The organism is Mucilaginibacter humi (assembly GCF_013087555.1).
This window is the reverse complement of the sequence record NZ_JABFCR010000010.1, coordinates 25,824-51,189: the sequence shown is the minus strand read 5'-3', so window position 1 is coordinate 51,189 and position 25,366 is coordinate 25,824. Positions and strand designations below refer to the sequence as shown.

35 protein-coding genes and 2 pseudogenes are annotated in these 25,366 nt (G+C 44.0%); 8 read left to right on the top strand and 29 right to left on the bottom strand.

Translation table 11 applies throughout. The annotated features are described in order from the left end of the window. Positions 1-131 precede the first annotated feature (131 nt). The 24 genes and pseudogenes from HK413_RS03520 to HK413_RS14655 all read right to left on the bottom strand — a co-directional run bounded on the left by HK413_RS03520 (position 132) and on the right by HK413_RS14655 (position 13,323). The gene (locus HK413_RS03520; protein ID WP_175269159.1) at positions 132-455 is read right to left on the bottom strand and encodes a hypothetical protein; all 324 of its coding nucleotides are present in this window, start codon (positions 453-455) and stop codon (positions 132-134) included. 25 nt (positions 456-480) lie between these two features. After that, positions 481-1,218, bottom strand: coding sequence for a TolC family protein (locus HK413_RS03515; RefSeq protein WP_175269158.1), 738 nt, complete (start codon positions 1,216-1,218; stop codon positions 481-483). Beyond that, on the bottom strand, positions 1,215-1,451 hold the full coding sequence (locus tag HK413_RS03510; protein ID WP_175269157.1) for a hypothetical protein: 237 nt from the start codon (positions 1,449-1,451) through the stop codon (positions 1,215-1,217). Before HK413_RS03510 ends, HK413_RS03515 begins: the two co-directional genes overlap by 4 nt. Then, the gene (locus tag HK413_RS03505) at positions 1,409-1,750 is read right to left on the bottom strand and encodes a TolC family protein (RefSeq protein ID WP_175269156.1); all 342 of its coding nucleotides are present in this window, start codon (positions 1,748-1,750) and stop codon (positions 1,409-1,411) included. The genes HK413_RS03510 and HK413_RS03505 overlap by 43 nt, the downstream gene beginning before the upstream one ends. A gap of 65 nt (positions 1,751-1,815) precedes the next feature. Beyond that, positions 1,816-2,361, bottom strand: coding sequence for a sensor histidine kinase (locus tag HK413_RS20630; protein ID WP_317169245.1), 546 nt, complete (start codon positions 2,359-2,361; stop codon positions 1,816-1,818). Beyond that, positions 2,355-2,711: a HAMP domain-containing protein gene (locus HK413_RS16500; protein WP_246229655.1), complete on the bottom strand. Its 357-nt coding sequence runs from the start codon at positions 2,709-2,711 to the stop codon at positions 2,355-2,357. Before HK413_RS16500 ends, HK413_RS20630 begins: the two co-directional genes overlap by 7 nt. A 226-nt stretch (positions 2,712-2,937) precedes the next feature. After that, positions 2,938-3,174 (bottom strand): hypothetical protein, encoded by a 237-nt coding sequence (locus HK413_RS16495; protein ID WP_246229653.1) that lies wholly within the window; start codon positions 3,172-3,174, stop codon positions 2,938-2,940. Beyond that, positions 3,175-3,366: a winged helix-turn-helix domain-containing protein gene (locus HK413_RS16490; RefSeq protein ID WP_246229660.1), complete on the bottom strand. Its 192-nt coding sequence runs from the start codon at positions 3,364-3,366 to the stop codon at positions 3,175-3,177. A 207-nt stretch (positions 3,367-3,573) separates the two neighbouring features. After that, positions 3,574-3,863, bottom strand: a pseudogene (locus HK413_RS16485) (response regulator); the annotation flags it as partial. 28 nt (positions 3,864-3,891) lie between these two features. Further along, complete coding sequence (locus HK413_RS14690; protein ID WP_317169249.1) at positions 3,892-4,143, bottom strand: DUF1569 domain-containing protein; 252 nt, start codon at positions 4,141-4,143, stop codon at positions 3,892-3,894. Positions 4,144-4,163: 20 nt separating this feature from the next. Next, positions 4,164-4,337, bottom strand: a complete 174-nt coding sequence (locus HK413_RS14685; RefSeq protein WP_217452026.1) for a hypothetical protein — start codon at positions 4,335-4,337, stop codon at positions 4,164-4,166. A gap of 92 nt (positions 4,338-4,429) precedes the next feature. Then, a complete protein-coding gene (locus tag HK413_RS16480; protein WP_246229651.1) occupies positions 4,430-4,708 on the bottom strand; it encodes a hypothetical protein in 279 nt (92 codons plus the stop codon). Continuing rightward, positions 4,696-5,616 (bottom strand): (Fe-S)-binding protein, encoded by a 921-nt coding sequence (locus HK413_RS16475; protein ID WP_246229649.1) that lies wholly within the window; start codon positions 5,614-5,616, stop codon positions 4,696-4,698. Before HK413_RS16475 ends, HK413_RS16480 begins: the two co-directional genes overlap by 13 nt. After that, entirely contained in the window at positions 5,571-5,960 is a 390-nt protein-coding gene (locus HK413_RS19220; protein ID WP_317169248.1) for an FAD-linked oxidase C-terminal domain-containing protein, read from the bottom strand. The genes HK413_RS16475 and HK413_RS19220 overlap by 46 nt, the downstream gene beginning before the upstream one ends. Then, positions 5,948-7,255: an FAD-binding oxidoreductase gene (locus HK413_RS16470; protein ID WP_317169244.1), complete on the bottom strand. Its 1,308-nt coding sequence runs from the start codon at positions 7,253-7,255 to the stop codon at positions 5,948-5,950. Before HK413_RS16470 ends, HK413_RS19220 begins: the two co-directional genes overlap by 13 nt. 98 nt (positions 7,256-7,353) lie before the next feature. Continuing rightward, positions 7,354-8,370 carry a carbohydrate kinase family protein gene (locus HK413_RS03480; RefSeq protein ID WP_175269155.1) on the bottom strand — a complete coding sequence of 339 codons (1,017 nt, stop codon included), beginning with the start codon at positions 8,368-8,370 and terminating at the stop codon, positions 7,354-7,356. 26 nt (positions 8,371-8,396) lie between these two features. After that, entirely contained in the window at positions 8,397-8,948 is a 552-nt protein-coding gene (locus tag HK413_RS03475) for a D-lyxose/D-mannose family sugar isomerase (RefSeq protein ID WP_217452025.1), read from the bottom strand. Further along, entirely contained in the window at positions 8,945-9,265 is a 321-nt protein-coding gene (locus HK413_RS14680; RefSeq protein WP_217452024.1) for a hypothetical protein, read from the bottom strand. The genes HK413_RS03475 and HK413_RS14680 overlap by 4 nt, the downstream gene beginning before the upstream one ends. An 87-nt stretch (positions 9,266-9,352) precedes the next feature. Next, positions 9,353-10,087: a Gfo/Idh/MocA family protein gene (locus HK413_RS14675; RefSeq protein ID WP_217452023.1), complete on the bottom strand. Its 735-nt coding sequence runs from the start codon at positions 10,085-10,087 to the stop codon at positions 9,353-9,355. 133 nt (positions 10,088-10,220) lie between these two features. After that, positions 10,221-10,379: a hypothetical protein gene (locus HK413_RS14670; RefSeq protein WP_217452022.1), complete on the bottom strand. Its 159-nt coding sequence runs from the start codon at positions 10,377-10,379 to the stop codon at positions 10,221-10,223. Next, positions 10,358-11,050 (bottom strand): class I fructose-bisphosphate aldolase, encoded by a 693-nt coding sequence (locus tag HK413_RS03465; RefSeq protein ID WP_217452021.1) that lies wholly within the window; start codon positions 11,048-11,050, stop codon positions 10,358-10,360. The genes HK413_RS14670 and HK413_RS03465 overlap by 22 nt, the downstream gene beginning before the upstream one ends. 37 nt (positions 11,051-11,087) lie before the next feature. Then, complete coding sequence (locus HK413_RS14665) at positions 11,088-12,221, bottom strand: glycoside hydrolase family 92 protein (protein WP_217452020.1); 1,134 nt, start codon at positions 12,219-12,221, stop codon at positions 11,088-11,090. After that, complete coding sequence (locus HK413_RS19215) at positions 12,161-12,358, bottom strand: hypothetical protein (protein ID WP_317169247.1); 198 nt, start codon at positions 12,356-12,358, stop codon at positions 12,161-12,163. Before HK413_RS19215 ends, HK413_RS14665 begins: the two co-directional genes overlap by 61 nt. A 41-nt stretch (positions 12,359-12,399) precedes the next feature. Continuing rightward, complete coding sequence (locus tag HK413_RS14655; RefSeq protein WP_217452019.1) at positions 12,400-13,323, bottom strand: hypothetical protein; 924 nt, start codon at positions 13,321-13,323, stop codon at positions 12,400-12,402. A gap of 195 nt (positions 13,324-13,518) precedes the next feature. Here HK413_RS14655 and HK413_RS19210 point away from each other — a divergent pair, with 195 nt between their 5' ends. The 5 genes from HK413_RS19210 (at position 13,519) to HK413_RS03435 (ending at position 16,169) form a co-directional block, all read left to right on the top strand. Continuing rightward, positions 13,519-13,896, top strand: a complete 378-nt coding sequence (locus HK413_RS19210) for a GntR family transcriptional regulator (RefSeq protein WP_175269162.1) — start codon at positions 13,519-13,521, stop codon at positions 13,894-13,896. A 23-nt stretch (positions 13,897-13,919) separates the two neighbouring features. Then, entirely contained in the window at positions 13,920-14,216 is a 297-nt protein-coding gene (locus HK413_RS03450) for a UTRA domain-containing protein (RefSeq protein WP_175269154.1), read from the top strand. Positions 14,217-14,350: 134 nt separating this feature from the next. After that, entirely contained in the window at positions 14,351-14,563 is a 213-nt protein-coding gene (locus HK413_RS03445) for a hypothetical protein (protein WP_175269153.1), read from the top strand. A gap of 60 nt (positions 14,564-14,623) precedes the next feature. Next, complete coding sequence (locus tag HK413_RS03440; protein WP_175269152.1) at positions 14,624-15,394, top strand: hypothetical protein; 771 nt, start codon at positions 14,624-14,626, stop codon at positions 15,392-15,394. Further along, on the top strand, positions 15,351-16,169 hold the full coding sequence (locus tag HK413_RS03435; RefSeq protein WP_175269151.1) for a hypothetical protein: 819 nt from the start codon (positions 15,351-15,353) through the stop codon (positions 16,167-16,169). Before HK413_RS03440 ends, HK413_RS03435 begins: the two co-directional genes overlap by 44 nt. A 584-nt stretch (positions 16,170-16,753) precedes the next feature. On the opposite strand, the pseudogene HK413_RS03430 reads toward HK413_RS03435, so the two are convergent. The 5 genes and pseudogenes from HK413_RS03430 to HK413_RS03410 all read right to left on the bottom strand — a co-directional run bounded on the left by HK413_RS03430 (position 16,754) and on the right by HK413_RS03410 (position 21,366). Next, positions 16,754-18,081, bottom strand: a pseudogene (locus HK413_RS03430) (Gfo/Idh/MocA family protein). 112 nt (positions 18,082-18,193) lie between these two features. Continuing rightward, positions 18,194-18,511 carry a hypothetical protein gene (locus HK413_RS03425; RefSeq protein ID WP_175269150.1) on the bottom strand — a complete coding sequence of 106 codons (318 nt, stop codon included), beginning with the start codon at positions 18,509-18,511 and terminating at the stop codon, positions 18,194-18,196. A gap of 448 nt (positions 18,512-18,959) precedes the next feature. Continuing rightward, positions 18,960-19,325, bottom strand: a complete 366-nt coding sequence (locus HK413_RS19205) for an outer membrane beta-barrel protein (RefSeq protein ID WP_175269149.1) — start codon at positions 19,323-19,325, stop codon at positions 18,960-18,962. Continuing rightward, positions 19,295-20,809, bottom strand: a complete 1,515-nt coding sequence (locus HK413_RS19200; RefSeq protein ID WP_175269148.1) for an outer membrane beta-barrel family protein — start codon at positions 20,807-20,809, stop codon at positions 19,295-19,297. The genes HK413_RS19205 and HK413_RS19200 overlap by 31 nt, the downstream gene beginning before the upstream one ends. A 47-nt stretch (positions 20,810-20,856) precedes the next feature. After that, on the bottom strand, positions 20,857-21,366 hold the full coding sequence (locus HK413_RS03410) for a carboxypeptidase regulatory-like domain-containing protein (protein WP_175269147.1): 510 nt from the start codon (positions 21,364-21,366) through the stop codon (positions 20,857-20,859). 196 nt (positions 21,367-21,562) lie between these two features. Here HK413_RS03410 and HK413_RS03405 point away from each other — a divergent pair, with 196 nt between their 5' ends. From HK413_RS03405 to HK413_RS03400, 3 genes are all read left to right on the top strand, one after another. Beyond that, positions 21,563-22,621: a beta-N-acetylhexosaminidase gene (locus HK413_RS03405; protein WP_262886763.1), complete on the top strand. Its 1,059-nt coding sequence runs from the start codon at positions 21,563-21,565 to the stop codon at positions 22,619-22,621. A 121-nt stretch (positions 22,622-22,742) separates the two neighbouring features. Then, positions 22,743-23,360 carry a family 20 glycosylhydrolase gene (locus HK413_RS19195; RefSeq protein ID WP_394353122.1) on the top strand — a complete coding sequence of 206 codons (618 nt, stop codon included), beginning with the start codon at positions 22,743-22,745 and terminating at the stop codon, positions 23,358-23,360. A gap of 1,217 nt (positions 23,361-24,577) precedes the next feature. Further along, positions 24,578-25,315, top strand: a complete 738-nt coding sequence (locus HK413_RS03400; protein ID WP_175269146.1) for a hypothetical protein — start codon at positions 24,578-24,580, stop codon at positions 25,313-25,315. Positions 25,316-25,366: the final 51 nt, after the last annotated feature.

Here is a 25,366-nt window from a genome sequence, read left to right as displayed (position 1 = left end):
TGTTATAGTTCTCTTTGGCTTCGGTAAAATCGCGCTCGCTCGAGATCCCGTTTTTATATAGTGACTCGGCCTGATCCAATTGACGTTTGGCAATAGCGACGTCCGCTTGGGTTGATGAGAGATCGGTATAATTACCGGCCACGTCCGCGCTGCGCATTATAGCCAGGGGTTTGTCCTTTTTCTACACGGTCACCCAGTGATACCTTTACCGATGTAACCTGCCCGCTTGAAAACGGGAACACCTTCACCACATTATTATCATCGCTTGACACCTCGCCCGAAAGGCTGAGCTCATCCTTCATGGTGCTGGTTTTGGCGGTATCAATTGTTATCATTTTTTGTAATGAGTCGCTTATACATACCTGTTTACTTTCGGGCACGTCCACCTGTTTTTGTTTACATGCGGCCAAAAGCATCAGGCCCGAGATGCCGATCAAAAACGTTTCTCTTTTCATTATTCTGTATATTATCAATAGTTTGTTAAGGTTTTATTATAGTTGTCCCGGTGGCAAAATTTAAATCGGCAATGGCCTTTTGCAGGCTGTTTTGCTGTTGCAGTAATTTTAGTTTGGTGTCTTTATAAGTGTCAAAGAAGTCCACAAACTCCACTAAGCCTATCTGGCGTTCTTTAAAGCTTTTAAGCATGTTGTTAAACAACTTATCATATTGTTCATTAAAAGTTGTTTGCTGGGTCGAGAAGAGTTCCTGTGTTAGCTGGTATTGCCTTACTGCCGATACGACCTCGTTTTTAAGGCGCGCTTCGCTGCTTTTCAGGGTGCTTTCCTGGCTTTTTATATTATAGGTTGCAGATTTGATATTACCCCGGTTCCGGTTAAAGAATGGCAATGGCAGCCCTATTTGCAAACCGTAATAATTTGGCGCGTAGCTGCTGTTTTTGTCATAAGCTACCCCCACAGTTATATCAGGCACGGCTAAAGCTTTTTGGTAGGCCAGATCATGCGTGGCCGAGTTAAGCTGGTATTGGTTGGACAAGTAATCGGCACGGTTAGCTTTTGCCAGCTCGATCAGGGCCGGAATATCCAGCCCCGTCGATTGGCGTTGTTGTTGATCAGTATTAATAGGATTGATATAGGCGGTTTCGTTAGCGCCTAATAATGTTTTTAGTTCTGTTTGCAGGTCGTTTATCTGCCTGCTGTTTTCTATCCTGTCGTTTTGCAGTCCAAACAATAAAGCCTTTAACCGCACCAGGTCCTTCATGGAAGTATTACCGGCATCAAACGATTTTTGATCCCGTTAACTAAATTGGTTGCCGAGTTGATCTCTAACTGGTAAACTTTACCTTGTTCAATCAGGGTAGAAAGCTGGGCAAAATCCAATTGCAGATTATAACGCAGGTTACGCATCAGGTCATTAAACGCAGCTTCCTGTACCTGTGCATTGTCTTTGGCTACCTGTACCTGTTTACCCCGTTTGCCGGCGGTAGTAAACACCGGCTAAGTTGTACAAATACCTGCCCTAAATTGCTGTTATGATAAAAGAACTTTTTGCTGCCCCCGTCATAAATATTCTGATCGGTGCTTAAGGTTGGGTTATCCCAAAGTTTTGCTTGTGTAATTAAAGCTTTTGAGGCATCAATATTATATTTCTGCGCAAGCAGTTCAAGGTTATTTGCCAAAAACTGTTTCTCGGCACCCTGGAAAGTTAATGCCAAGGTATCAGCCGGGCCTTGTGCCTTCAGCGCTGATGTAAAAATTAACAGGGGTATTACAAAAAGAACTTTAAAACGCATATTTATTCTAAAGCGCCAAAATTACCCCTTGCTCAGTTGGCTTAAATTAGAATGATATTAGAATTTTAATTCCGGTTAAATTTTATGGTGATGGCGGTGCCCCGGCCTTCGACAGATTCAACCTGAAGCGTACCTTTAAATAGCTGGATGATTTTCTGGGTAACGTATAAACCAATACCGCTACCTACAAAATTGTGCGAGTTGGTTGCCCGGTAAAATGATTTAAAAACCAGGTTTAGATCTTCCTTCGGGATCCCTATTCCGGAATCAATGATTTGCATTCGGATCGCCGTTTCATCCGCAAAAAAATTACACTTAACCGGTTGTTGATTGGAGAATTTAAAGGCATTCCCAATTAAATTATTTAACGCAATAAATAGCAACTGATAATTAGCCGGGATGGTTAACATCGCTTCATCATCAGGCATATGCTCAATATTTATTTGCAGCGCATCTGCGCCCGCTTTGTTAACCCAATAGGCTTGCACATCCCATAGCAGTTCATCCATCCTTATAGGGCTTTGTTGGGCTATGGTGTAATCCATGTCAACCTGGGCAAGCTCCATCAGCCCTGATATGGTATCGCGTAATCTTATTGATTCTTCTAACACCAGTTGCAGCGTTTTTTTGTTTCTTCGGGGCTGCGTTCTTTATTCAGGGCCAGTTCTACTTCACCGATAATGCTGGTTATGGGGGTACGTAGCTCGTGCGAGGCGTTAGCTACATAAGTTCGTTGCAGCTCAAATGCGTTTTCTAAATGTTCCAGTAATCGATTAAAATTACTGGCCAGTTCGGTTATTTCGTCCTTTCCCTTACCTTCATCTACCCGCAGGTGCAAGTTGGTTGATTTGATGAGCTGCATTTGCCTTACTACGCTTTTTATGGGCGATAAGGTACTTTGGGCCAGCCACCGGCTTACTAAAAATAAGGTTATGGTTACTATTAAAAATACCACGATCATAGCCTCTAAAATCGAGTCTAACTGCCGCTTCCCGGTTTGATCAACTGCCGAAACAAGAATAACGAAATTGCCCTGGTTATCCTTATAGTAATTGCCTACTATCTGCCGGTCTTGATGGGCATACTCCAGTGCTTATATCGCCTTACATTCTTTATGGTTTTCTCCTGCCAGTACTGCTCATCATCCTTAATAAATGCCGCACTGTTACGGTCGTCATAAATACGGGTTACTTCGCCATGCAGGTTTTTAAAGAAACGGTTGCGTACCGGGTTAACGAGTCGGGACTTATCTCATCGGCCTTTAAATAAACCTGCGCGGCAACATTTGCCCGGTCATTTAAATGCGTATAAAAGTCGTTGCGGACTATAGTATAAACAGAGATATATAACGATACCATTACGGCCAGCAAGATCCCCGAGCCGACCAGCGTAAAGTAAAGCGAAAGCCTGTCTTTTATTTTCACCTAAACTTCTGTTTTAAAGATGTAGCCTTTGCCTACAACCGTATGGATATACTTCTCATCGAAACCTTTGTCAATTTTATTACGCAGGTAGTTAACATATACATCAACCACGTTGGTACCGGTATCAAAAGAGATGCCCCATACCTTTTCGGCAATGGTTTGGCGCGACAGGATCTTATCATTGTTATGCATTAACAACTCCAGCAAAGCACATTCTTTGGTAGTAAGGATTATTTTTTTACTCTCACGCTCAACCGTATTGTTAGCCGTATTTAGGGTGATGGTACCTAAAGTAATTATGGGTTCCGCATCGGGGGCGTTGCGCCTTAACAATGCATCAACCCTTGCTTGCAGCTCTTTTAAATGGAACGGTTTTACCAGGTAGTCATCGGCACCGGTATTAAGCCCGGTTACTTTATCATCCACGCTATCCAGCGCGGTAAGCATCAAAACCGGGATAGTTTTATTTTTTGACGGATATGGCGGCAAACTTCGATGCCCGATACATACGGCAACATGATATCGAGGATTGCCAGATCATAGGGCCTAAGCGCGAATTTACGGATGGCTTCGGCACCATCAGGAATGATCTCGACAGAATGACCACCCTCTTCGAGCGCCTTTTTTACTAACGCGGCTACGCGTTCTTCGTCTTCAACTAAAAAATATTTGCCATATACCGTTAACAAATATAACGGTTATGGCGGTAACTACGGGCTAACTATTAAATTGTCTTAAGTGATGATCGACATGCTTATAAGCAAGCTGTCCAACCTGTTCCTTCGTCATTTTACCGAAGAACCAATGCGTAAATTCGGGTTTATCGTAATTGGCATATTTTTCAAGCGTACTTATCCATTTAGCCTTCTCTACCTCGACATTACCGCCGGTTTCGGTCACTATAAACTCAGGGCTGGTTTTGGCATCACGCCTCATCGGTGCTTCATCTTTTAACATGGCCTTTAATATATATTTTCCCAGCAGGTAGCCTAAAAAGTGGCGCTTGTAAACTTTTTGCCCAAATACATCTCATCAGCCAGGATAGCGTGTTTAAGCATTTGGTCTATGCTCATTTTACCCCATTGCGGTTTACTGGATACATTTAAAGTTCTGGCCCGGGCTATGAGTTCGTCGCGGGTGGTTTTGTCGAGAATGGTTTTCATGTTGTTGACGGTTAGCAAAACAAACCTACACTATCCTGCAAATAAACACGATATAACTCTGGACAATTTAAAGGGGCAAATGCGACAATTTGCTACATAGTACACTCATCAACCAGCATCAATATAGAGTGGTAGCTTTTACCCACAGCGTCAGACAAGGCTATCTCGCAGGTTTTTGATGAGGAATAATAGCCGTCGAAACTATCCGCTTTAACTTCGGTGGCTTCGGGCCGGGTGGCACAGTAGGTTAGCTCGGGATGCAAGAAACCTCTGTCGCCGGCCATACCACAGCATCCGGCAAATACAGGCAGGTTAACATCGTTAGCAAACGATTTGGCTATTTTAGAGAACTGGGTTTCTAACCCCGGCATTTTTGCAAGGAGCAAACCGGGTGCAGCACAATATGATCCTTCTTTTTAATTATGCTGATGTTTGGCAGCACATAGTCATGAATATAGGTAACGCTATCGATGATGGTAAGCGCATCAAATTTTTGTTTGTTCTCGTCGGTCAATGCAGGGCGGCAATGTGTAAGTGTTTGGGTACAAGATGTAATATCCAGTACAACCGGGTATTTACCGGCTAAGGTCACCTCCCAAAGCTTACTTACAGTTTCATTAACCGTATAGGTATAGGCGTCTTTAAATCCTTTGGATGAATAGATCTGCCCGCAGCAATTCTGCTCTATATTCTTAGGGATGATGACATTGATATTAGCCTTGGCCGATACATCCATAAAAGTTTGCATAACACCCTTTTGACCCGGAACAGGCTCGCCCATGGCGCGTGAGATACATGCCGGGAAATAAACTACAGAATTGCTATTGCCTGTAATAACGTTACTGCGTGGTATACTACCCGCCCTTGCCAATTGATTGGACCACAACGGGAAACTCGGGATGATGCCACGCAAACCTTTGGTAAGGTTAAACATGGCCTTTGCCCCAAAGATCTTATTGATGAGCACACCCGATGCCAAAGCAAACTTAACCGCGCGGTAAACACCTCTAAAATTCTTAGCGGTAAACAAAGCCAGGCTATTTTCGGTTGCCGAGTGATTTTCACGGCGCAGGCGTTTTACCAGATCACCGGTATTTATATCTACAGGGCAGGCGGTGGCACAAAGGCCATCAACGGCGCAGGTATCAAGCCCCTCGTATTGGTATTGGTCAAGCAGTTCGGCGTGTTGCGCAGCATTACCTTCTATTTTAAGCTTGCGCAATTCGCGGCGCACTACAATGCGTTTCCGGGGGTAAGGGTTATGTCGCGGCTCGGGCATTTATGTTCGCAAAAACCACATTCAATACAACGGTCGACCTCTTCTTCAACCTGCGGCAGGTCCTTCAGGTTTTTAATGTGTGCCTGTTTATCGGCATTAATAATTACGCCCGGGTTAAGTAAATTTTCAGGATCGATGATTTCCTTAACGGTTTTCATTACCCGGTAAATCTCGCCACCCCATTCGGTTTCAACAAACGGCGCCATATTGCGGCCGGTGCCATGCTCGGCTTTTAATGCGCCGCCATATTTGTTTACTACCGGGTCAACCACTTCCTGTAAGAAAGTACGGTATCGCTCCACTTCGGCCGGGGTATCAAATGCTTGGGTAACTACAAAGTGGATGTTGCCATCCTTAGCATGGCCGAAAATAATGGCCCGGGTATAATTATGTTTTTAAACAACAATTGAAGGTCAGAAATAGCATCCCCCGTGCTATCAACCGGGAAAGCAATATCTTCCAATATCACCGTTGTACCGCTTGCCCTCACCGCACCTACCGCCGGGAACATGCCTTTACGCACTTTCCAAAACAGGGCCTGCTCATATGGCACAGCAGTAAAAGCGGCATTCTCTAATAGTGAAAGGTCATCAGCGATAGCTAAAAAACTATCCATTTGCACTTTCAACTCTTCCTGCGTATTGCCCAGGTACTCTACCAATAAAGCTGCCGCGCTTTCGGGCAGGGTTTTAATGATAGCAGGCATGCCTTCTATGTTTTCTATAGATTGCAGCGACGCCCTGTCCATCAACTCAACAGCAGCCGCGCCCGAAATAGTAAGCGGTGTAATAGCTTTACAAGCCGAATAGATATCCGTGAAATACAGCATCGCTGTTAGCTTCTCGGGGTAATCGTTTACGGTATTTAAAACCGCTTCGGCTATAAAGCCTAATGTTCCTTCTGCGCCTATTAGCAGATGCGCCAGTATATCCATCGGCTCCTCAAAATCAATGAAGGCGTTTACCGAATAGCCTACCGTGTTCTTGGTCTGGTATTTCCTGCGGATCTTATCATGAACTTCGGGGTTACTAATAATCTGTGTACGAAGAACTGCTAACTGTTCATATAATCCTTCCGATTCGATTTTAAACCGCTCATAATCAATTGCCGATTCGGTAGTATAGGTCTTACCGTCAGGCAATATAAAGCGGATATATTTTACGGTATGATAAGAGTTTTTGCTCACACCGCAACACATCCCGCTGGCGTTGTTTGACAGGATGCCGCCCATCATGGCAGCATTTATACTTGCCGGGTCGGGGCCTATTTTACGGCCGTACTTTTTTAGATAAGTGTTGACATTAGCACCAATAGCACCGGGTTTTACCCGCACGGTATCGCCGTTATTTTCAATGGTGATGTTGTTCCAATGCTGGCTCAAGTCAACCAAAATACCATCGGTAATGGATTGACCGGATAAGCTGGTCCCGGCGGTTCTAAATGTAATTGGGATTTGGTGCTGCACGGAAAAAGCCAGCAGGTTAATTACTTCCTCTTCGGATTTTGGAAGCACTACCGCTTTTGGGCGCAGGTAATAAAACCCGGCGTCAGATGCGGACGCAACCAGGTCGATCAAATCGGTTTTGATCCTTTCGGCAGGTAATATGCCCTCAAGTAATTTACCAATTGCAGACTCCACTATTCTCTCAGGTTTATTTCAGCGATTACGATACCTTAAAGCCGGCTAATTTAAGGCATTCATCCGGCAGGCGCTAATATTATTTTTCAGGTTTCTTATCAGATGGCGTCGCGATAACCATAAAGCCCGGCTAATTTAAGGCATTCGGCCGAAGGCAACACCCCATCTGACGATGTAGATTCAAATAAACTTGAAGCCGCGGCGCCAACACCCAGCTCCAAACATTCCTTCATGTCCTGGTTGTTATGTACACCTATTAATACGCCAGCTGCAAAGGCATCACCGGCTCCGGAAGCTCCGGCCACCTTAGCCGCGGGTACCTGTATGCTGGGTTGAAAATGCGAGTCTCCAGCTTTACTGATGGCGACAACCCCCTCGGGAAAATGCAGGATAACCCATTCATTTACACCCATACCCAACAGCGCTAAAGCAGCGTCGTAGCAACCTTTAATTATGATTTTGCCACCCGGACCAATGGTTTTAACTCCGGTTATCATGCCGGCTTCGTATTCATTAACAAACAAATAATCAACATACGGCAGCGATGAGGGTATTACATCCTTGAACCTGTCCGACCGCTCGCTTACAATATCAACCGAAGTAAGCAGGCCATATTGTTTGGCTTTCCTTAAAACTTTTGAGGCCCGTGTTGTGCCGTCAGCCTCAATAATATCTAATTGGTCAAGTAACAGCAGATAGCCTAAATGAAAGATCTTATCGTTGGATATAGCGAAATCAAAGTGTTCAATATCCAGCAGCGCATTTGCCCCGCGCTGATGAAAGAAAGTGCGTTTGCCTGTAACCCTAACGCTCATTACATCTGTATAGGATGTATGCGTCTGGTTAGTCTGGCCTATCTGGGTAGTGTTGATGCCAAGGCTTTGACAATGGCTGATGATCTGGTTACCGCGATCATCATCGCCCACCAAACCCACGCCGCTGAGCGGGAAGTTTGCCTGCAGTTTCCAAAGGTCCATAATAACATTATAGGCCGAGCCGCCATTACAACTGCTTTCGGACAAGATGTTTACCAGCTTTTCTTCCTCAGGGAAAACATCTATCAACTTTACATAGTCAACTATCCAGTTGCCGCCGACTAAAATGCCGTTTTTCATAGCTTATTTATCGCTTAGCAGTTTAACTATCGGTACCTCGTCCTCATCAATTTCGGCATAACGGCCAATGTTGGGGTCGGCAAAAAGTTATCGTTAAGGTCGTCATTAGCGGTAGATACTTCGCCGATAATGCATTCATCACTCCCCGGGTAAAACGCATGCCATATGCCCGGCTCAATAGTTATGCGCTCGCCGGCTTGTAATTTAAGCTTTGATCCTGACTGGATTGTTTTAAACTGGCCGTTAACTTTCATTTGGAACGCTGTGCCTGCTTCACCCTCAGCAGGGCTTTGCGACCACAGCTCAATTATCAATTCGCCGGTACGGCAAATAATATCTTCCTTCTTTTTTTTTTTATGGGTATGTGCCGGAGTGGTCTGTCCCTTGGCGGCATACATCAGTTTCTCGCAATACTCGGCTTCCTCGGCCAGGTTGATTAGTATCAGTCCGTATCTTTTAAAATCGCCCGTGCCAAAATCGGTAACATCCCATTTTGGGTTTGGCGGCAGCACCCAGCAATTCTTCTTAAAAAACTGGCCCGAGGTTACAATAGCTTTATTGATCTCTGATCTTTTCATACCGGTTGTTGTTGATATTCAATTTTCTCTACCGAACTATTTGCAAACGATTTTAAAGCTGCATCAAAAACATAATGACTGGCAACGGCTTCATCAGGTGTTACACAACCAAAGCGGCCGTTTAAGAATCCCTCGCGTTCGGCCACATAACCTGCCAGCATCTGCATAAAACAATCGGCAAAGCCCGGCTCAAAAATACCACCTGTAATTACCGGGAACGGAACACCTTTAAAACCAAGGTCGGTACGCTGCCAGTACTGGTCGCCTTCAATCCTGAACGTCCATAGGGCTTTGGTGTCCTTAGTGCTATATTTCACGCCACCTTTGGTTCCAAATATTTCAATATACCGGTGTTGGTTTCTCCCGGCGCTATACGTTTCATTTCTAACAGCATCGGCACCTGTTTACCGCCGATAGTTACCTGTGTGTTTAAAGTTGCATTGTTCCGTATCGCAAACGGCCATGCCGCCTTTGCCATCGGGGCGCTCGGTAACTATTTTTTGCAGGTTGGCATAAACAAGTTCCGGCCTCCAGCCTAAGCGCAGGGGTACGTGTAAAACGTGCATGCCCGGGTCGCCCATAACGCCTATCTCACCGCAATATTTAACCTGTCTTTTCCAGTTAATAGGTTTGTTAAAATCCGTGTCGCTTGAGTGCAAAAACCCGGCTTTTACCTCTATGATCTCACCCAATCGTCCCGACTTTACTTCTTCAATAACCCGTTGCGGGCCAGGCAGGAACGGCATTTCAGAACTACATCTTACAAAACGCCCCAACGCTTCACCTCTATCGCGGATAGCTAATGATGCTTCCAAATCTATACCGAAAGGTTTTTCGGCAAGCAAGTCCTTTCCTGCTTCTAATACTTCTATATAAAAATCTTTATGCAGGTTGTGCGGCAGTGCTACGTAAACTACATCTATATCTTCGCGTGCTAACAGTTCTTTATAATCGGCAGTTAGCAATTCAACACTTGATATATTTTTATACCAGACCAATACCTGCTCATTCAAATCACAAACCGCTTTCAGCTCCACTTTCGCCGGGAAATCATTAAGCGCGAACCAACGCCCAAAGGCGCTTGCTGCTTCACGGCCCATCAATCCCCCGCCAATAATTCCAATGTTAATTGTTTTCATGGTATTTTTCTAATCTTTTGTCATGCTGAGGAACGAAGCATCTGCCGGGCGTTAGCGCTTTATTAGCATACTGGCAGATTTTTCGCTATGCTCAAGAGAGTAGTTCTTCGCTATGCTCAGAATGACAAATGTTTTATTTTAATAAATGCATTACATCTGCAGGCTTAGCACCCTCGTGCACTAAAGCCATCAGCGCCTTGGTCATACCGGCAGGGTTAGCGTGCTGGATAACATTTCGGCCATAAACTATTCCTTTAACACCCTGCTGCATCAGGCCGTAGGTGCGGTCCATAATTTCTGGTCGCTGGCTTTCCCGCCGCCACGTACCAGCACCGGGATGTTGCCGGCTATCTCAACAATACGATGGTATTGCGTAACATCATCGGTGGGGTCGGCTTTTATAATATCAGCACCCAGTTCAACCCCTTGTCTTACAAGTGGGATAATTTTCGATGGATCACCATCAACCATATAGCCGCCAGCTTCCGTATTCGGACGAAAAACCAATGGCTCAATCATTAACGGCATAGCATATTGTTCGCAAACCGGCTTAATTTTAAGGATGTTTTGGATGCACTGGTCGGCCACCTCTGGCTCACCGGGGATACTGAACAGGTTTACTACCACACAGGTTGCATCTAAGCGTAAAGCCTGCTCAACCGGGTTTTCAATCATGCGGCTAAACAGCGCACGCGGCAGGTCTTTACCGTATACATTGGCAACATCGGTGCGTAACACCAATGATGGTTTGTGCCGGCCGGGTATCGACTGTAAATATTGCGCCCGGCCCACGGTTAGCTGTATCGCATCAGGAGCGGCATCAACCAAAACGTCAACCGCTTTTTGGATATTTTCTATCCCGTTTAAAAACGCGTATTCGTTAAAAAAACCGTGGTCGATAGCCACGTCAAAACAGTTGCCCGATTTGCCGTTGAATAATCTATTTAATCTGTAAGACTTCATGTTGTTGTTGTGAGGTATAATGTTGTTGATCTTATTTTTAATGTTTTTCAGACAGTACAATATTCATCACTCCGCCGTGCGAAATGTCCCTGAAAGATAGGCTACTTTGTTTATAGTTAGCGCCATTTAGTTTGATTGATTTAATATAAATGGCCGACGGGGTATTTTTGGTAACATTGATAACAAACTTCCTGCCGTTTTCAAGGTTAATGACCGCCCTGTTAAATAACGGCGTACCCAGCTGGTAGTTGTCAGCTACCGGATCGACCGGATAAAAGCCCAGTGCCGAAAACACATACCACGCGCTCATCTGGCCCGAGTCGTCATTACCGCTTAAGCCGCCGGGGCCATCAGTATATTCTTCCTCACGAATTTTAGCAACCACCTGTTGCGTTTTCCACGGGGCGTTGGTAAAGTTATACAGATATGGTGTTTGATGCCCCGGTTCGTTACCGTGCCAGTATTCATCTTTTATAAAGATACTATCCAACGCGCTCTCCAATCTATTTTTTCCGCCCATTAATTTGGTCAGCCCGGCAACATCATGCGGAACATAAAAAGTGTACTGGCGCGGGGTACCTTCGGTGATATAGGATGTTTTCCTGTCGGGATAAAACGGCGAGATCCAGCTACCGTTTGCATGTTTCGCGCGGGCCAGGCCGGTAACGGTATCAATTACGTTTTTATAGTTTTTTGAGCGATTGTACAAAGCTTCGTAATCAGCCTTATGTCCTAATGATTTTGCCAGCATTGCTAACGCGTAATCATCATAAGCATACTCTAACGTGCGCGATACCTGCTCGCCGCGGTGAGGTGCATTATCTACCGGGTCTTCCAATGGGATATAGCCATATTTCATGTACGAACCTAACGCCCGGCGGCCTTTACCTTCTTCATAATCGGCCTTTGGTGCAACTTCAAATGCGTTTTGGCGCAACAGACGGTAAGCTTCTTTCACATCATAATTCGCAATGCCTTTTAAATATGCCGACGCTATGAATGCCGCGCCGTGGTCGCCTATCATGGCGCTGGTATAGCTGTTCCAGATAGGGAATATCGGCATCCAGCCGCCCTGCTGTCCTTTTAATATTAAGGAGTGTACGATATTGCTTACCAACTTAGGCTGTAATATTTCCAACAACGGCAGCTCGGCACGGTAAATATCCCACATGGACATATCGCAATAATAGTTTTTCCCGGCTCAACTTTAGCTGTTTGGTATTGATGCGCAAATACCGGGAAAGTACCCTCGACATCATTATATAACCTTGGTGCTTGCAAACTATGAAAAAGTGCTGTGTAAAAGATATGCTTGTTCTTTTCATCGGCATCCGTTACCCGGATCTTGTTTAATGCTTTTTCCCGGCAGCTGCCGCTTTGGCTCGTACACCATTAAAATCCCAGCCGGGTATCTCAGTTTCCAAATTTTTTCTTGCTGCCGCGATGCTGGTAAATGATGTCCCGATTTTTATCCGCACCACTTCGCCTTTTGTCACTTTAAAACCGAGATAAGCGCCGATATCTTTTTTATCCGCAATGCTATCCGCAGCAAAATGACTATCACCTGTAAACACACCGCCATTAGCCGCGATGCTTTCAACCCTCATTACAAAGTAACCGCTAAAACCCGCAGGTTTACCACTGCCTACATAGATGCGATACGCAGGATTATATCCCGAGACCTCATTAGCTGAACGGTTAACATAAATATGCGCTTTGCCTTTGTCACTATTTGGGGTAACCAGTAAATAAAGGCTGTCGTCCTTACTTGCCGTAAACTGCATGATACCGCAACGAGCGGTGGCAGTTATCTCGGTTACTAACTCATTATCGGTGAATTTGGTTCGATAATAATCTGGCCGGGTAATTTCGTCAGCATGCGAAAAAGCTGCAGATACTTCCACGTTAGCTGTAACTAATTTACCAGTTACTGGCATAATGGTAACGCTGCCATAATCGGGCACGCATGATCCGCTTAGCCAGTGTGTGCCCCTGAAGCCACTCATCGTTCTGTCCTGATAAATGTAAGGCGGCACACATTTGGTTTCTAACCGCTGGGTTTGCGGTGTCCATTGTGTCATACCAAACGGTACGCCTACAGCCGGGATTGTATTAGCCCGTTGCTCGGTACCGGCACCGTGTTTACCTGCCGATAACGTAGTACTTGGTGCCGTACCAACATATGGGTCGACATATTTAAGCAATCTTTTATTTTGGGCATGAGTATTGCTTACAACTGTAAAGAATAAAAAAGCAGCAAGCAATCTTTGCATATTATGTTCTAAGTTATTTTATCACATTGAGCATGCCAATGGACGGTACGGTTTATAAAAACCAAACATATAAAAGTTATCTTGTATATACAAGTTGTTTGTTAAACTTTTTAAAACCTTGTTTACAGTGTTTTAAGCTTAACATTACTATATTTGTAGTTACATCGGGCCTAAATCTATGAGTAAAAAGAAGTAATTCACCTATATAAAAAAGTAATCGAAGACCTAAGGGCTGCCATTGAAGACGGCACTTATAAAACCGGCGATCTCCTGCCTTCAGAAAACGAGCTTTGCCGATCATACGATACTACCAGAGTTACTATCAGGCAGGCGTTATCTGCGCTGGCCAACATGGGTTATATTACCCGTAAGCATGGCAAGGGCAGCATCGTTTCTCAACCCAAATCAGGTCTGGGTATCCTGTCATTAAGTGGTGTAACAGCCGGCATTGGTACCCAAAAGCTAACTACATCTATTTTGCAAAAACCGGTTAAGCAAGACTGGCCCGACGATTTCTTTTTTACAATAGATGATAGCGAAATTAAAAATGGCTGCATCTTTTTTCTCGATTAAGGCATATTGATGATACACCTGTTTTGTACGAAGAAACCTTCATCACCAATGTTGATCTTCCCCGTTTTTCGTCAAGGAACCTTGAAAACCGTTCATTATTTAAAATATTGAAGGAGTTTTATAACATTGAAGTAACCGAAGGCGAGCAAAAGATCTGGGCAATCCATGCCGATAAAAACATCAGCGCGCTGCTTAATATCAAAACATCGCACCCTATAGTACACATGAAACGCCGGCTACAAACCAATAATAAAGATGTGAGGATCTACTCGTCGTTGTTTTGTAATACCGAAGAGAATTTCCTGCGGGATAGTTTCTAATCCTGCTGATCTATAGCTTGCATCTTTAATGCCTTTTTATCTATTTTTAACTTATATATCACATCGCCACAGGCAAAAAAGTAAAAGTTAAAACAAACGGAAGAATCAAACTGATACATCCGTTAAAGGGAGCTATGGATAAACGAAAATTTTGGTGGGCGATTTTTATAATGATGGTGTTATGTACCATCACTTATTCCAATCATTTTCAAAACGATTTTCACTTTGACGATTCGCATACTATCCAAAACAATGTTTATATCCGTAATATCCATAACATCCCGCTGTTTTTACTGATGGCAGTACCAGCAGCACTTTACCGCAAAATCAATCGTACCGGCCAATAGTAACTACTTCGCTGGCTGTTGACTACTGGTTAGGCGGGGGTATTACCTGTTCTTTTTCACTTGGATACTTTCCTGTTGTTCCTGTTGCAAGGTTTGTTAATGGTTTGGTTTTTCAGGAAGATATTTAATTTGTCCGCCTCTGATGCCAAGGTCAACACCTGCATCGCCCTTATTGCCGCCACATTTTACTTATTACACCCAGCTATAGCAGAGACGGTTAATTATATTATAGCGCGGTCCGACTTACAATCTACCTTAGCGGTTGTAGCCGCGTTTATAATCTATCAGCACTCAGAACGGGCCAATAGATCTTATTTATACCTTATCCCCATAATTATAGGCGCATTAGCCAAGCCAACCGCAATTATGTTTGCGCCGATGTTATTTTGCTACGTTTTGTTGCTTGAGGAGCAATTAAGTCTTACAGATATTTTTAGCAAACTCGTGTTTACCGTTGTTAAAAAGACGCTTCCCGCTTTTATTTGCTGTGCATTTTTGTACTGGCTACAGGACCATCTTACCCCAAAAACCTGGCAGCCCGGCGGCACCTCCCCTTTACAATATTTAATAACCCAACCCTTTGTTATTACTCATTACTTCCAGATGCTTTTTTGGCCTAATGGCTTAAGTGCGGATTCGGATTGGGGTTTAATCCCCGGCATATCCGACTGGCGTTTTATTGCCGGCGCCACATTTATTTTGGTTATGTTGATGATAGCTTTTTTACCTCACGCAAAAAGAGTTAAGGCCAATAAGCTTTGGGATACTGTGGTTCTTTTTAGCGTTATTGCCTACGTCCAGCATTATCCCACTGGCCGAGGTGTTGAATGACCACCGGATGTTCTTCCCCTTTGTGGGCCTTATAATTAGTGTAAGCTGGGCTGTTGCCTTATTGGTTAGAAGCTATCCGCCTAAATACAAAGCAGCGCTCATAACAGTATTAGTTATTATGGTTGGTTCAAGCGCTTATGCTACCCGGCAACGTAACCAAGTTTGGTATAGCGAGGAAACGCTATGGCATGATGTTACTATAAAAAGCCCCAACAATGGCCGCGGCTTAATGAACTATGGGCTCAGCAAAATGGCAACGGGTGATTATGCTACCGCTAACATTTACTATACCCGCGCGCTAAAGTTATTGCCAAGTTATTTTAGTTTGTATGTTAACCTCGGCATTTTAAAAGCCGCAATGGACCAGCCGGTCTTAGCCGAAAACTATTTTAAAATGGGGCAGGCCTATGGCGCCAATTATCCCGACGCTTATATTTATTATGGTCGCTTTTTAAATCAACAACACCGTTATGCTGAAGCCATAACCAACTTGCAGCAGGCCATATCCTTATCACCGGGGAATATTTATGCACGCATAACCTTAATGGACGTTTATCAAAATATCGAAAATTGGGCTGCCTTAAATGCAATGGCCCTGCAAACACAACGATTAGTGCCCGATAATATAGAAACGCAAAAATACCTGAAAGCAGCCGAAACCGGGAAAAGCAAAATTGATATTGAAGCAGAACAAGTTAAAGCTTCGCCAACGGCAGAGAAATACGGCGTTAAGCTTATCTTATTACAACGCGGCGCGTTATCAACAATGTATTGATGCCAGCATAAATGCCATTAAATTAAAGCCCGCCTTCCCCGAAGCCTATAATAATATTTGCGCCGCTTATAATAGATTAAGACAGTGGGCTAAGGCTATTGAGGTTGGCGAGAAGGGCTTGAAACTTAAGCAGGACAACCAGTTGCTGAAAAACAATTTGGCCGAGGCTTATAAGAACCTTCCGCATAAATAAGTCTTAAGCAATTTTTGTTGAAGAGCCGGGTTAATCTTTCTGCCAACATGCAACTTCCCCCTTTGTATTACTAATTCAAAACGACCAGCTATTCTGTTTTATCTTCTAACAATAAATACAGCTAATATCGTAATAGCTACACTTTTACAGAGAAATTTAATTGTATATCTTTGCAAGGTTGAGTGAATAAATTTGATTCTGTCAGGGATCTTTTTAACTAACTCATATTATTGTCCGGGAGTGTTGGTAGCACTTCCGGATTTTTTGTGAATAAGCTTGGAAGTTGATCATAATAGCCGATACAGCCTTGTAACTATCCCTGATTGTATATCGATACTATCAGGCTGGAAGTTGTAAAGTAAATGGCGATTATAAGTAAGTTTATAAGTCTTTAAAAACCGCTATCATCTAAAGCGAATGTATTTTTGCGTGCCTTCCATTTGCCGCGGGTAAAGTCAGGAAATTCCTGTGGAGCATTGCCTTCTTTTATTGATTTGGTTGATAACGGCGCTATCACGCTCATGGTCATTGAGTCATAAACATCAATAGGGGTTTGTTTTTTTCTGTTTAACCGCCAGCACAAACGCGTTAAACACGTACCAATCCATACCACCATGGCCTGCCCCAGCGGCATCGCTGGCGTATTTTTTCCAAAGGGGATGATCGTATTTATCCAGCCATGTTTTAGCCGGTTCCCACATATCATGTTGTTTAGTTTCGTGGTCGATATAAATGCTTTGGTTCACATCCATCCAAATTCCCTTTGTGCCATCTATCCTGAATCCTAACGAATATGGCCTTGGTAAATGCGTATCGTGCGTTAGCAGCACAGTTTCACCATTGGCGCAGTTGATCATAGTCTGGGTGATATCACCATTTTTGTAGTTAATTTTGGATGGCGCACTGCCTGGCGATACTTCATTGGCATAAGCCGCCAATCCACGAGCTTTACTGGTGTAGGATGACATGCTTGTAAACCTGTTACCCCGGTTAATATCAATATAATTCATTACCGGGCCGGCTCCGTGTGTCGGGTAAAGGTCGCCCACCTGATCTATGTTAAACTGCGTGCGCCATTGTGCTTCACTGCTTGCCTCTGGCCCATATTTAACCCCATCAGTAAACAAAACCTCGCGCAGATTATGCTGGTAGCCCCCTCAACATGTAGTACCTCGCCAAATACGCCATTACGCACCATATTTAAGGTAGCCATTACATCACGGCGATAGCATACATTCTCCAGTGTCATGTAGGGGATCCCTGTTTTTCGGATGTGTTGACAATGTCCCAATGCTCCTGCACAGTTAGGCCGGCAATAACCTCGCAACCTACATATTTGCCGGCCTTCATGGCATCTATAGATTGCGGATGATGAAACTGCCATGGCGTAGCGATTATTACCGCGTCGATATCCTTGCGGTCCAATAGTTTTTTATAGGCATCCAGTCCGCCGGTATATTCGGCAGCAGCCGGGCGGCCCTTTTTGGCTATGAATTCGCGGCAGCGTTTTAATGAGCTTTCCTGCGTATCGCATATGGCTACTATGTCTACATCATTGCGTAGTGTGGCTGCTGAGATATGGCTCATGCCGCGGGCACCTACGCCTATATATCCTAATCTGACTTTGTCTGCCACACCTGCAAAAAGGCTGCCCGAAGGTAAAATGGTTAAACTGGCCGTGGCTATTGCACCGGCAGCTATAAATTCTCTACGTTCCATTGGTTTATTGGTTTGAATAAACTAATGTAAATAAAAACCCGGCTTACTATAAACCAGGGTTTTAAGGAATAAGCAAGTGCATTAACTGCACTCTACAAATATTTAACGTTGACTATGATGCTTTTGCAAGCACCAGCATTTTAGTCATCTCTTTCGGAGCTTCTTTTCGGCGTACTTTACGATCGATATCAGCGTACTTTTGACGCAGCTTCTTTATCATCTCAAAGCTAAAAGCATCATCTATAGGCAAGTGATATTGGCATACAGTTTTTGCATGTAAAGCCAACCTATCGGCCGGAACCTTAAGGTTTTCGTGGTTAATATGGGTAAGACCTGTCTGGCGGTCGGTATCAAATATTACAAACGTATCAATTTGTCTTCCTTTGTTATCAGTATACACAACTGACGCGTTTTGATGATAGTATTCCATGATAATTAATTTATAAATTAAGCAGCTTGTTTTAAACGGAATTGCTGCAAATCTTCCACTAACATTTCGCGTAACTCAATGTCTAACGCCTTTAATAATATGGCGGTTGTGATATCTATATTTTCCATAATGATTGGTTTGATGTTTTAATAAATGCCAAAACTGTGCCACCTGTACTTTAAGCATAAAAACTATGTTAAAACCCCGTTTACGTACATTTTTATAGACAATACCCTTTGTGCCGGGTAGACACTCAATAAAAAAAAAGGATGGTTGCTTTAGTTGGTAAAGCCGGAACTTATTGGACATCGACCCAGACCGTACCAAATAGCAACTGAGTGCGGGCAATAAATTTCTGATGATAATGCTGTGGATCAGAAGGTGCCGACCCTGCATTTACTAAAAAAGGCCCCTGAGATCTCAGGGGCCTTTTTTATTTTTTACTATTTTAGTTACTTACATCGTCATTATTTATACCCCGCTTATTTTTCTTTATCGATTCTTTTAATTTTCCGAATTTATAGCTCAGGGAACCGCCGAAGGAACTAAAGTTCTGCTGATCATGGCTTACCCGGTCAAAATTTGGCCCGAATGAGTTTGTGGTGTTAACACGGTAGCGTTTGTATGGATTATTGGTGAAGGCTGAAAAGGTTAGCTTGTCTTTAATAATATCCTTGCTTACGTTTAATGATGAGCTGATATACGCGTTAGATTGCTGCTGGACAGTAAGCTGGCCGCCATTTACATAGATATTAATACCGGTTCGCCAGCCATTGCTTAGCTTCAAGCCCGAAGCGATATTGGCGTTAAACATAAATCCGTGGTTTTTATGGGCTGGCCATTACTTATCCCGGTTGCCCAACCATGCATCAGGCCGCCATTAAGGCTTAGGTTCCAAATAGAAGTTAGCGGGTAATTAAAGTTTACATTAGTTCCTAATGCTTTAGCGGTACCGGTATTTTCAAAACGTGTACGGGTAATATTAGTTAATTCATCATAAGAAGATACCGGGAAAATAAGTCCCCGGATCCAATTGTACTGCAAGCTAACAAACAGGCTTCCTTTTTTGGTCCAGTCAAACCCAAGCCTTACCTGGTTACCCTTGGTAGGGCGCAGGTCGGGGTTGCCTGAAGTTTCAAATGTGGGGTTAGACCGGTCGACAAAAGGGTTTAACTGGTTAATACCCGGGCGCTGAATGCGCTGGTTCCAGCCAAAACTAATGCCTGTGGTTTTAAAACGCCTGCTCAGGGCTACTGCAGGTACTACACTAAAATACTTCTGTGATACCTGCGAAGCGGTTGACATAAAGTCGGCATTGATATCTGTATATTCAACTCTGACACCGGCTTTTACCGACCACTTGTTTATAACGTATTGATAAGAGTTGTAACCGGCCAAAATAGTTTGCCTGTTATTAAAAGTGTTTGTTTTTGATGGATCGGCTAAATAGTTCCCACTCGCGTCGGCTGATAAATATTGAAAGTCACTTTCGTTATATCGCACAATTACTTTTGCACCCGCCTCGATATTGATCTTATTAACCGGATACACATGATCTAACTGCACGGTATGCTCGCTCATTACGCTTTTATTAGCCTGGCGAAAATCAGGCAGTGTATAGTTTATCCTGTTATTAAAAAGCTGATCAGCATTTTGATGGTTTACAAAGCCGAAATAACGGTAAGACAAAGTAGTCAACTGGTTTTTGTTTCGGCGGTAGCCCTTTTGATAGTTAATAGCCAGGTCCGCGCCTTTTCCATTATTATCATTATCTGTCAGCAGGTCATATCCTTGTGTAATAGCGCCCCCATTACGTAGTACTGAATTTTGAGACGCCCGCCCGGTTCCATCACTTCCGTTTAGGTTAAACTGACCCGAGAGCAGGTTCAGCGAATCGATCTCATAGCTTAATTCCATACCCAGGTAAGCATTTTTACCATCGCTCTTGCGGTCGCCGTACTGGAAAAGGGTTGAAGACAGATCCTTACTTGTGCGCAAAACATCATTTATTGTTGCAGGGTTGTCAGACAAACCCGCGCCGCCAAATGCCGACAAACCAAACTTGCCCGATTTGGTGGTGAATGCCCCGCCTACAGTAGGGCCGCCCGTAGGAAAGCGTTCGTTCACGCTAAGGTTGCCGTTATAACCATCGTCTACAGTTTTATTGGTGATGATATTGATAATGCCGGCCAAACCCTCTGCATCATATTTAGAAGAAGGTGTAGTAATAACCTCGATTTTTTGGATGCTGGAAGCGGGCATACTTTTTAATACGTCTTTTGGATTTCGCTCCAGCAAACTCGATGGCTTACCATTAATAAAAATCCGATAGGCCGGGCTTCCGCTTACCGGATGTTGTCTTCAGCATCAACAGTTAGTAAAGGCACCTTTCGCATCATTTCTAATACATTGTTAAATTTACTTGTAGCATCGGCCTGTATATCGTAAGTAATCCGGTCGGCTTCCTGTTTAATTACCGGGCGACTTGCTGTTATGGATACGGTTTTAATTTGCGTGCTTGACGCGTTAATCACCACATCTCCTAAATCAAGCAGCTTACCATCGGTAGAGATACTCATGGATTTACCCGTATAGCCAACCAGTGTAAAGCTGATCGTAAACTTCCCCGGCTTAACATCGGTGATGGTGAAGGTGCCATCCAGCTTGCTGACAACCGTTTTTACCTGTTGGCTGCTTGAGTTTTTAAGTGCCACCGTTGCAAACTCGGCAGGCTTGCGGGTTAGTGAGTCTATAAGCCGCCCTTTGATATTGTTACCGCCGGCGGGGCTTTGTGCAAGTGCTGCGTATACCCCAACTAACCAAAGCAATAGGGTTAAAGTAGTTTTCAGTTTCATTTTTAAGTCGTTTTTTGGGTTAGACTACACAAGTCCGTACTATGTTACACATAGTACTAAAATAATGCATAGAACTTTATCAAAGGTGATTATGGCTTACTCATAAACTACCCAATCCGACTCACAATAATCTACAGATAAAACTAAAATTTCCTTTACCTTAGTTTTATAAACCGTCAGACCATTAAGCTATATCATGAAAAAACTGCTGCCCTTACTATTGCTGCTGATAAATGTGTCCGCCCTGCGCGCGCAAAATGCTCAGCCATTATCAATTGTCCCATACCCTATAAGTGTTAGTACCACGGCTTCAAAATTTGTTATATCCAAAAACACCGTGATACGTATTGACGCTAATAATGCCGAACTCCGCCAGATAGCGCAAACTATGGCAGGCGAGCTTAAGAACCATGTAGGTGGTATAGTTGCCATCGCGACAAATAATAGCGGCAAGGTCGCCAATAGCATCGTTTTAACGCTAAACAGCACAGCCGATACTTTGGGCGACGAAGGCTATAAACTATCCGTACATCCGGATGGCATCATTATCAGCGCCAATAAGCCGCAGGGTATATTTTATGGGCTGCAAACTTTTAAACAATTATTACCAGTTAGGGCTACGGGCTCAACTGTTACCATACCTGCTACTAATATCATTGATAAGCCCCGCTTTAAATGGCGCGGCCTGATGCTGGATGTCGGCCGGTATTTCTACTCGGTTGATTTTATTAAGAAGTATCTTGATTATATGGCCATGTATAAACTCAACACTTTTCACTGGCACCTAACCGAAGATCATGGCTGGCGCATAGAGATAAAGAAATATCCAAAGCTCACCCAGGTTGGCGCCGGCGCGCAGGTACACAGTTCGATCGTGCGGCTAACCGTAGATAACAACCCGCATGGCGGTTATTATACGCAGGACCAGGTGCGCGAAATTGTAGCCTACGCCAAAGACCGTTATATAACCGTAGTGCCCGAGATAGAAATGCCAGGCCATTCGTTAGCCGCGCTGGTGGCTTACCCCGAGCTTTCATGTACCGGCGGTCCGTTTAAAATGCCGGTTTTATGGGGCATACAGAAAGATGTTTACTGCCCGGGTAACGAGCAAACCTTTACCTTTTTGCAGGATGTGTTGACCGAGGTGGCTGCTTTATTCCCCGGCCCTATTATTCATATCGGCGGCGACGAATGCCCTAAGGACCGCTGGAAGCTTTGCCCTAAATGCCGGCCCGCATCAAAGCCGAGGGTTTGAAAGATGAGCACGAGCTGCAAAGCTATTTTATTAAACGGATTGAAAACTTCCTGCTTACTAAAACAAACGCATCATAGGTTGGGACGAGATCCTGGAGGGCGGACTGGCGCCTAACGCGGCCGTGATGTCATGGCGGGGCATAGCCGGCGGCATAGCGGCAGCTAAACAGCACCACGATGTAACTATGACCCCAAGCAACTTTATGTACTTCGACTATTACCAGGGCGAACCTTATAACGAGCCCGTTGCCATTGGCGGCTTGCTGACGTTAGAGAAGGTCTACTCGTACGAACCCGTGCCTGCCGAGCTGACTGCCGATGAAGCCGTATATATTAAAGGCGTGCAGGCCAATGTATGGTCGGAGTTTATACACTCGGCCGAGAAGGTGGAGTATATGACGCTGCCCCGCGCCGCCGCCATGGCCGAAGTAGCCTGGACACCCGCCCGATTGAAGAACTGGGAAGGTTTTAAGGACCGCATGGAGACGCAATACCAACGCTATGACGCTATGGGTATCAACTACTCAAAAAGCGCTTACAACGTTTGGCAAACCGTTAAAACCGACGCGGCAACCAAGCAGGCCACCATTACCCTTACCACCAACAGCGCCCGGCCCGAGATCCATTACACCACCGATAGCACCGAACCTACCCTAACCTCGCCGGTTTATAAAGCACCTTTCCGGCACGTACGCCGGCCATCATCAAATCGGCTACTTTTAAGAATGGTAAGCAGGTGAGTAAGGTAAGCGTAACGGCTGTTAACCCGGAACATGCGGTGTATGAGGGGAGGTGATCAGGGCGTTCCCGCTGATAGAAGCGGGCCGTGCTATCCGCTTATACTGCGCGAGGCCTTAGCCACTGGCCTGCGCTGAGGTCCTCGAAGGGGCCGGTATCCGCTCCTCTCACTAACGCAAGGTGTCCGTCCGCAAAGGGGGCGGGACAGGTTGGACGAGGCGGACAGGCTTAACCCACATCATCTCCGCCCTGTCATCCTGAGCATAGCGAAGGATCTTCTACACGCGATAAGTAAGGCTACCTGTCATTCTTACAAGATCCTTCGCTCTCGCTCAGGATGACAATCTTGGCGGTGTCCGTCCGCAAAGGGAGCGGGACAGATTGGACGGGGCGGACAGGTTATAACCTACATCATATCCGCCCTGTCATCCTGAGCATAGCGAAGGATCTTATACACGCGATAAGTATAAACGCTACCTGTCATTCTTACAAGATCCTTCGCTCTCGCTCAGGATGACAAACTTGGTGGTGTCCGTCCGCAAAGGGAGTGGGACAGGTTGGACGAGGCGGACAAAGGTTACAACCCAACCTCACCACCACGTCATTGCGAGATACGAAGCAATCTCTACACTGACTACCAGTCATCTATGTGACGTTATTGCATAATCATGACAATACTCACCCAAAAAGATCAGAAGTTCTGACAGGATGGCGTACAACAACGTTTAAAACTAAGCGTTGTAGAAAGAAAACCTTAAGTGGTCTGAAAATTGTGGGCTAAAAATCACCTAATTGTAAATGATTAAACGCAAAACAGCCAGCAATTCCAGTTATGAAGGAATGGAAAAAGGGAGTTGCAACCCCCATTTTTGATAAGCACGTCCCGCAAAAGACGCTACAAACATAATATAATTAATTTAATTGCAAATATTAATTAAAATTATTTGCCTGCAGCTTATTAAATCTTAGTGATAAACAATTAACAATTACAGGCGGCGGGATGCCGCTAAACTAAACAATTTAAAAGAGCTATAGATATATAGTTCAATCTATATCACATGAGAATAATAAAAAAAGAATAAGAAATGTTGATTCTTATTTATTAGGAATAAATAATGGAGAAAATTTTTACATATCAAGCCCAGCAATAACTGCTGTCAATCAAAATCGATTTATTGATGTAGGCTTTGCGGCTCCTTTCAATATCGGAGATCAAGTTTTGCCAGCTATAAAAGGTTGGATATCAAGATTTAATGCAAGAGGTAGTTATATTTTACTAAGGCATTTGCCTAAAGAACCGGCACAGAGAGAAGGCCGAGTTCAAGATTGGCATGGATACTGGCACACAGTTACAATTAACTATGAAAGGTATCAAAGACAAATTATACCTGCGCCGCTGACGGAACTGCAAATAATCGAAAATTTGCAAAATGCTAAAATAGCACGATCTCCCTTACTTGTTAATAATGTTGCGAACCAAGCTAATATTAAACATATAATTAACCTTTTCTTAGAGCTGTTTGGAGAGTGTGAGCTATTACAAGAAAACTTGTTACCAGCTTTAAACGTGCCTATCACAAGGTTAAATTGGGATATTTTGCCTCCGTGTAATTACCCATGGGCTACTTTACAACCACGAATTCAGACTGTGTTAAACAATTTGCCTGTTGCTAGAAGGGGCATCATCCAAGAAAGATTTGAGTATCTTAGTTCATTTACGCCAAATTTCGTAGCTACTGGTCGCGCTGGTTTTAAAGGATATTATATATTTGGATTTCAAGGTAAAGAATTTTTTATACTTGAAAGCATGTTTGAAGGTAATGCCACTTACGTGTTAGGTCAAGACTGGAATCAAATCGCTCAGCTATCAAAAGCTGAAATATTAAATAACAATTTACACCTACATCGTTTTTTACACAATATTACGTGGCAAGCACAAATAAATAATATAATGTAAACAACAAGTGTTCCTATAATCATTTCCAAAATGATTATAGGAATTACTCTC

Excerpts from the sequence above, each read along its gene's own strand:
- HK413_RS03475 (WP_217452025.1), bottom strand. The coding sequence starts at position 8,948 with ATGAAAAGATCAGAGATCAATAAAGCTATTGTAACCTCGGGCCAGTTT.
- HK413_RS19205 (WP_175269149.1), bottom strand. The coding sequence starts at position 19,325 with ATGTTTAACGCCAATATCGCTTCGGGCTTGAAGCTAAGCAATGGCTGG.
- HK413_RS03445 (WP_175269153.1), top strand. The coding sequence starts at position 14,351 with ATGGATAAACGAAAATTTTGGTGGGCGATTTTTATAATGATGGTGTTA.
- HK413_RS14685 (WP_217452026.1), bottom strand. The coding sequence starts at position 4,337 with ATGAAAACCATTCTCGACAAAACCACCCGCGACGAACTCATAGCCCGG.
- HK413_RS03515 (WP_175269158.1), bottom strand. The coding sequence starts at position 1,218 with ATGAAGGACCTGGTGCGGTTAAAGGCTTTATTGTTTGGACTGCAAAAC.
- HK413_RS16500 (WP_246229655.1), bottom strand. The coding sequence starts at position 2,711 with ATGATCGTGGTATTTTTAATAGTAACCATAACCTTATTTTTAGTAAGC.
- HK413_RS16480 (WP_246229651.1), bottom strand. The coding sequence starts at position 4,708 with ATGCCGGGGTTAGAAACCCAGTTCTCTAAAATAGCCAAATCGTTTGCT.
- HK413_RS16475 (WP_246229649.1), bottom strand. The coding sequence starts at position 5,616 with ATGCCCGAGCCGCGACATAACCCTTACCCCCGGAAACGCATTGTAGTG.
- HK413_RS14675 (WP_217452023.1), bottom strand. The coding sequence starts at position 10,087 with ATGAAAACAATTAACATTGGAATTATTGGCGGGGGATTGATGGGCCGT.
- HK413_RS14655 (WP_217452019.1), bottom strand. The coding sequence starts at position 13,323 with ATGCAAAGATTGCTTGCTGCTTTTTTATTCTTTACAGTTGTAAGCAAT.
- HK413_RS03465 (WP_217452021.1), bottom strand. The coding sequence starts at position 11,050 with ATGAAGTCTTACAGATTAAATAGATTATTCAACGGCAAATCGGGCAAC.
- HK413_RS03505 (WP_175269156.1), bottom strand. The coding sequence starts at position 1,750 with ATGCGTTTTAAAGTTCTTTTTGTAATACCCCTGTTAATTTTTACATCA.
- HK413_RS16490 (WP_246229660.1), bottom strand. The coding sequence starts at position 3,366 with ATGCATAACAATGATAAGATCCTGTCGCGCCAAACCATTGCCGAAAAG.
- HK413_RS03480 (WP_175269155.1), bottom strand. The coding sequence starts at position 8,370 with ATGAAAAACGGCATTTTAGTCGGCGGCAACTGGATAGTTGACTATGTA.
- HK413_RS14670 (WP_217452022.1), bottom strand. The coding sequence starts at position 10,379 with ATGGACCGCACCTACGGCCTGATGCAGCAGGGTGTTAAAGGAATAGTT.
- HK413_RS03520 (WP_175269159.1), bottom strand. The coding sequence starts at position 455 with ATGAAAAGAGAAACGTTTTTGATCGGCATCTCGGGCCTGATGCTTTTG.
- HK413_RS14665 (WP_217452020.1), bottom strand. The coding sequence starts at position 12,221 with ATGTGGGATATTTACCGTGCCGAGCTGCCGTTGTTGGAAATATTACAG.
- HK413_RS03425 (WP_175269150.1), bottom strand. The coding sequence starts at position 18,511 with ATGGAATACTATCATCAAAACGCGTCAGTTGTGTATACTGATAACAAA.
- HK413_RS03410 (WP_175269147.1), bottom strand. The coding sequence starts at position 21,366 with ATGAAACTGAAAACTACTTTAACCCTATTGCTTTGGTTAGTTGGGGTA.
- HK413_RS03405 (WP_262886763.1), top strand. The coding sequence starts at position 21,563 with ATGAAAAAACTGCTGCCCTTACTATTGCTGCTGATAAATGTGTCCGCC.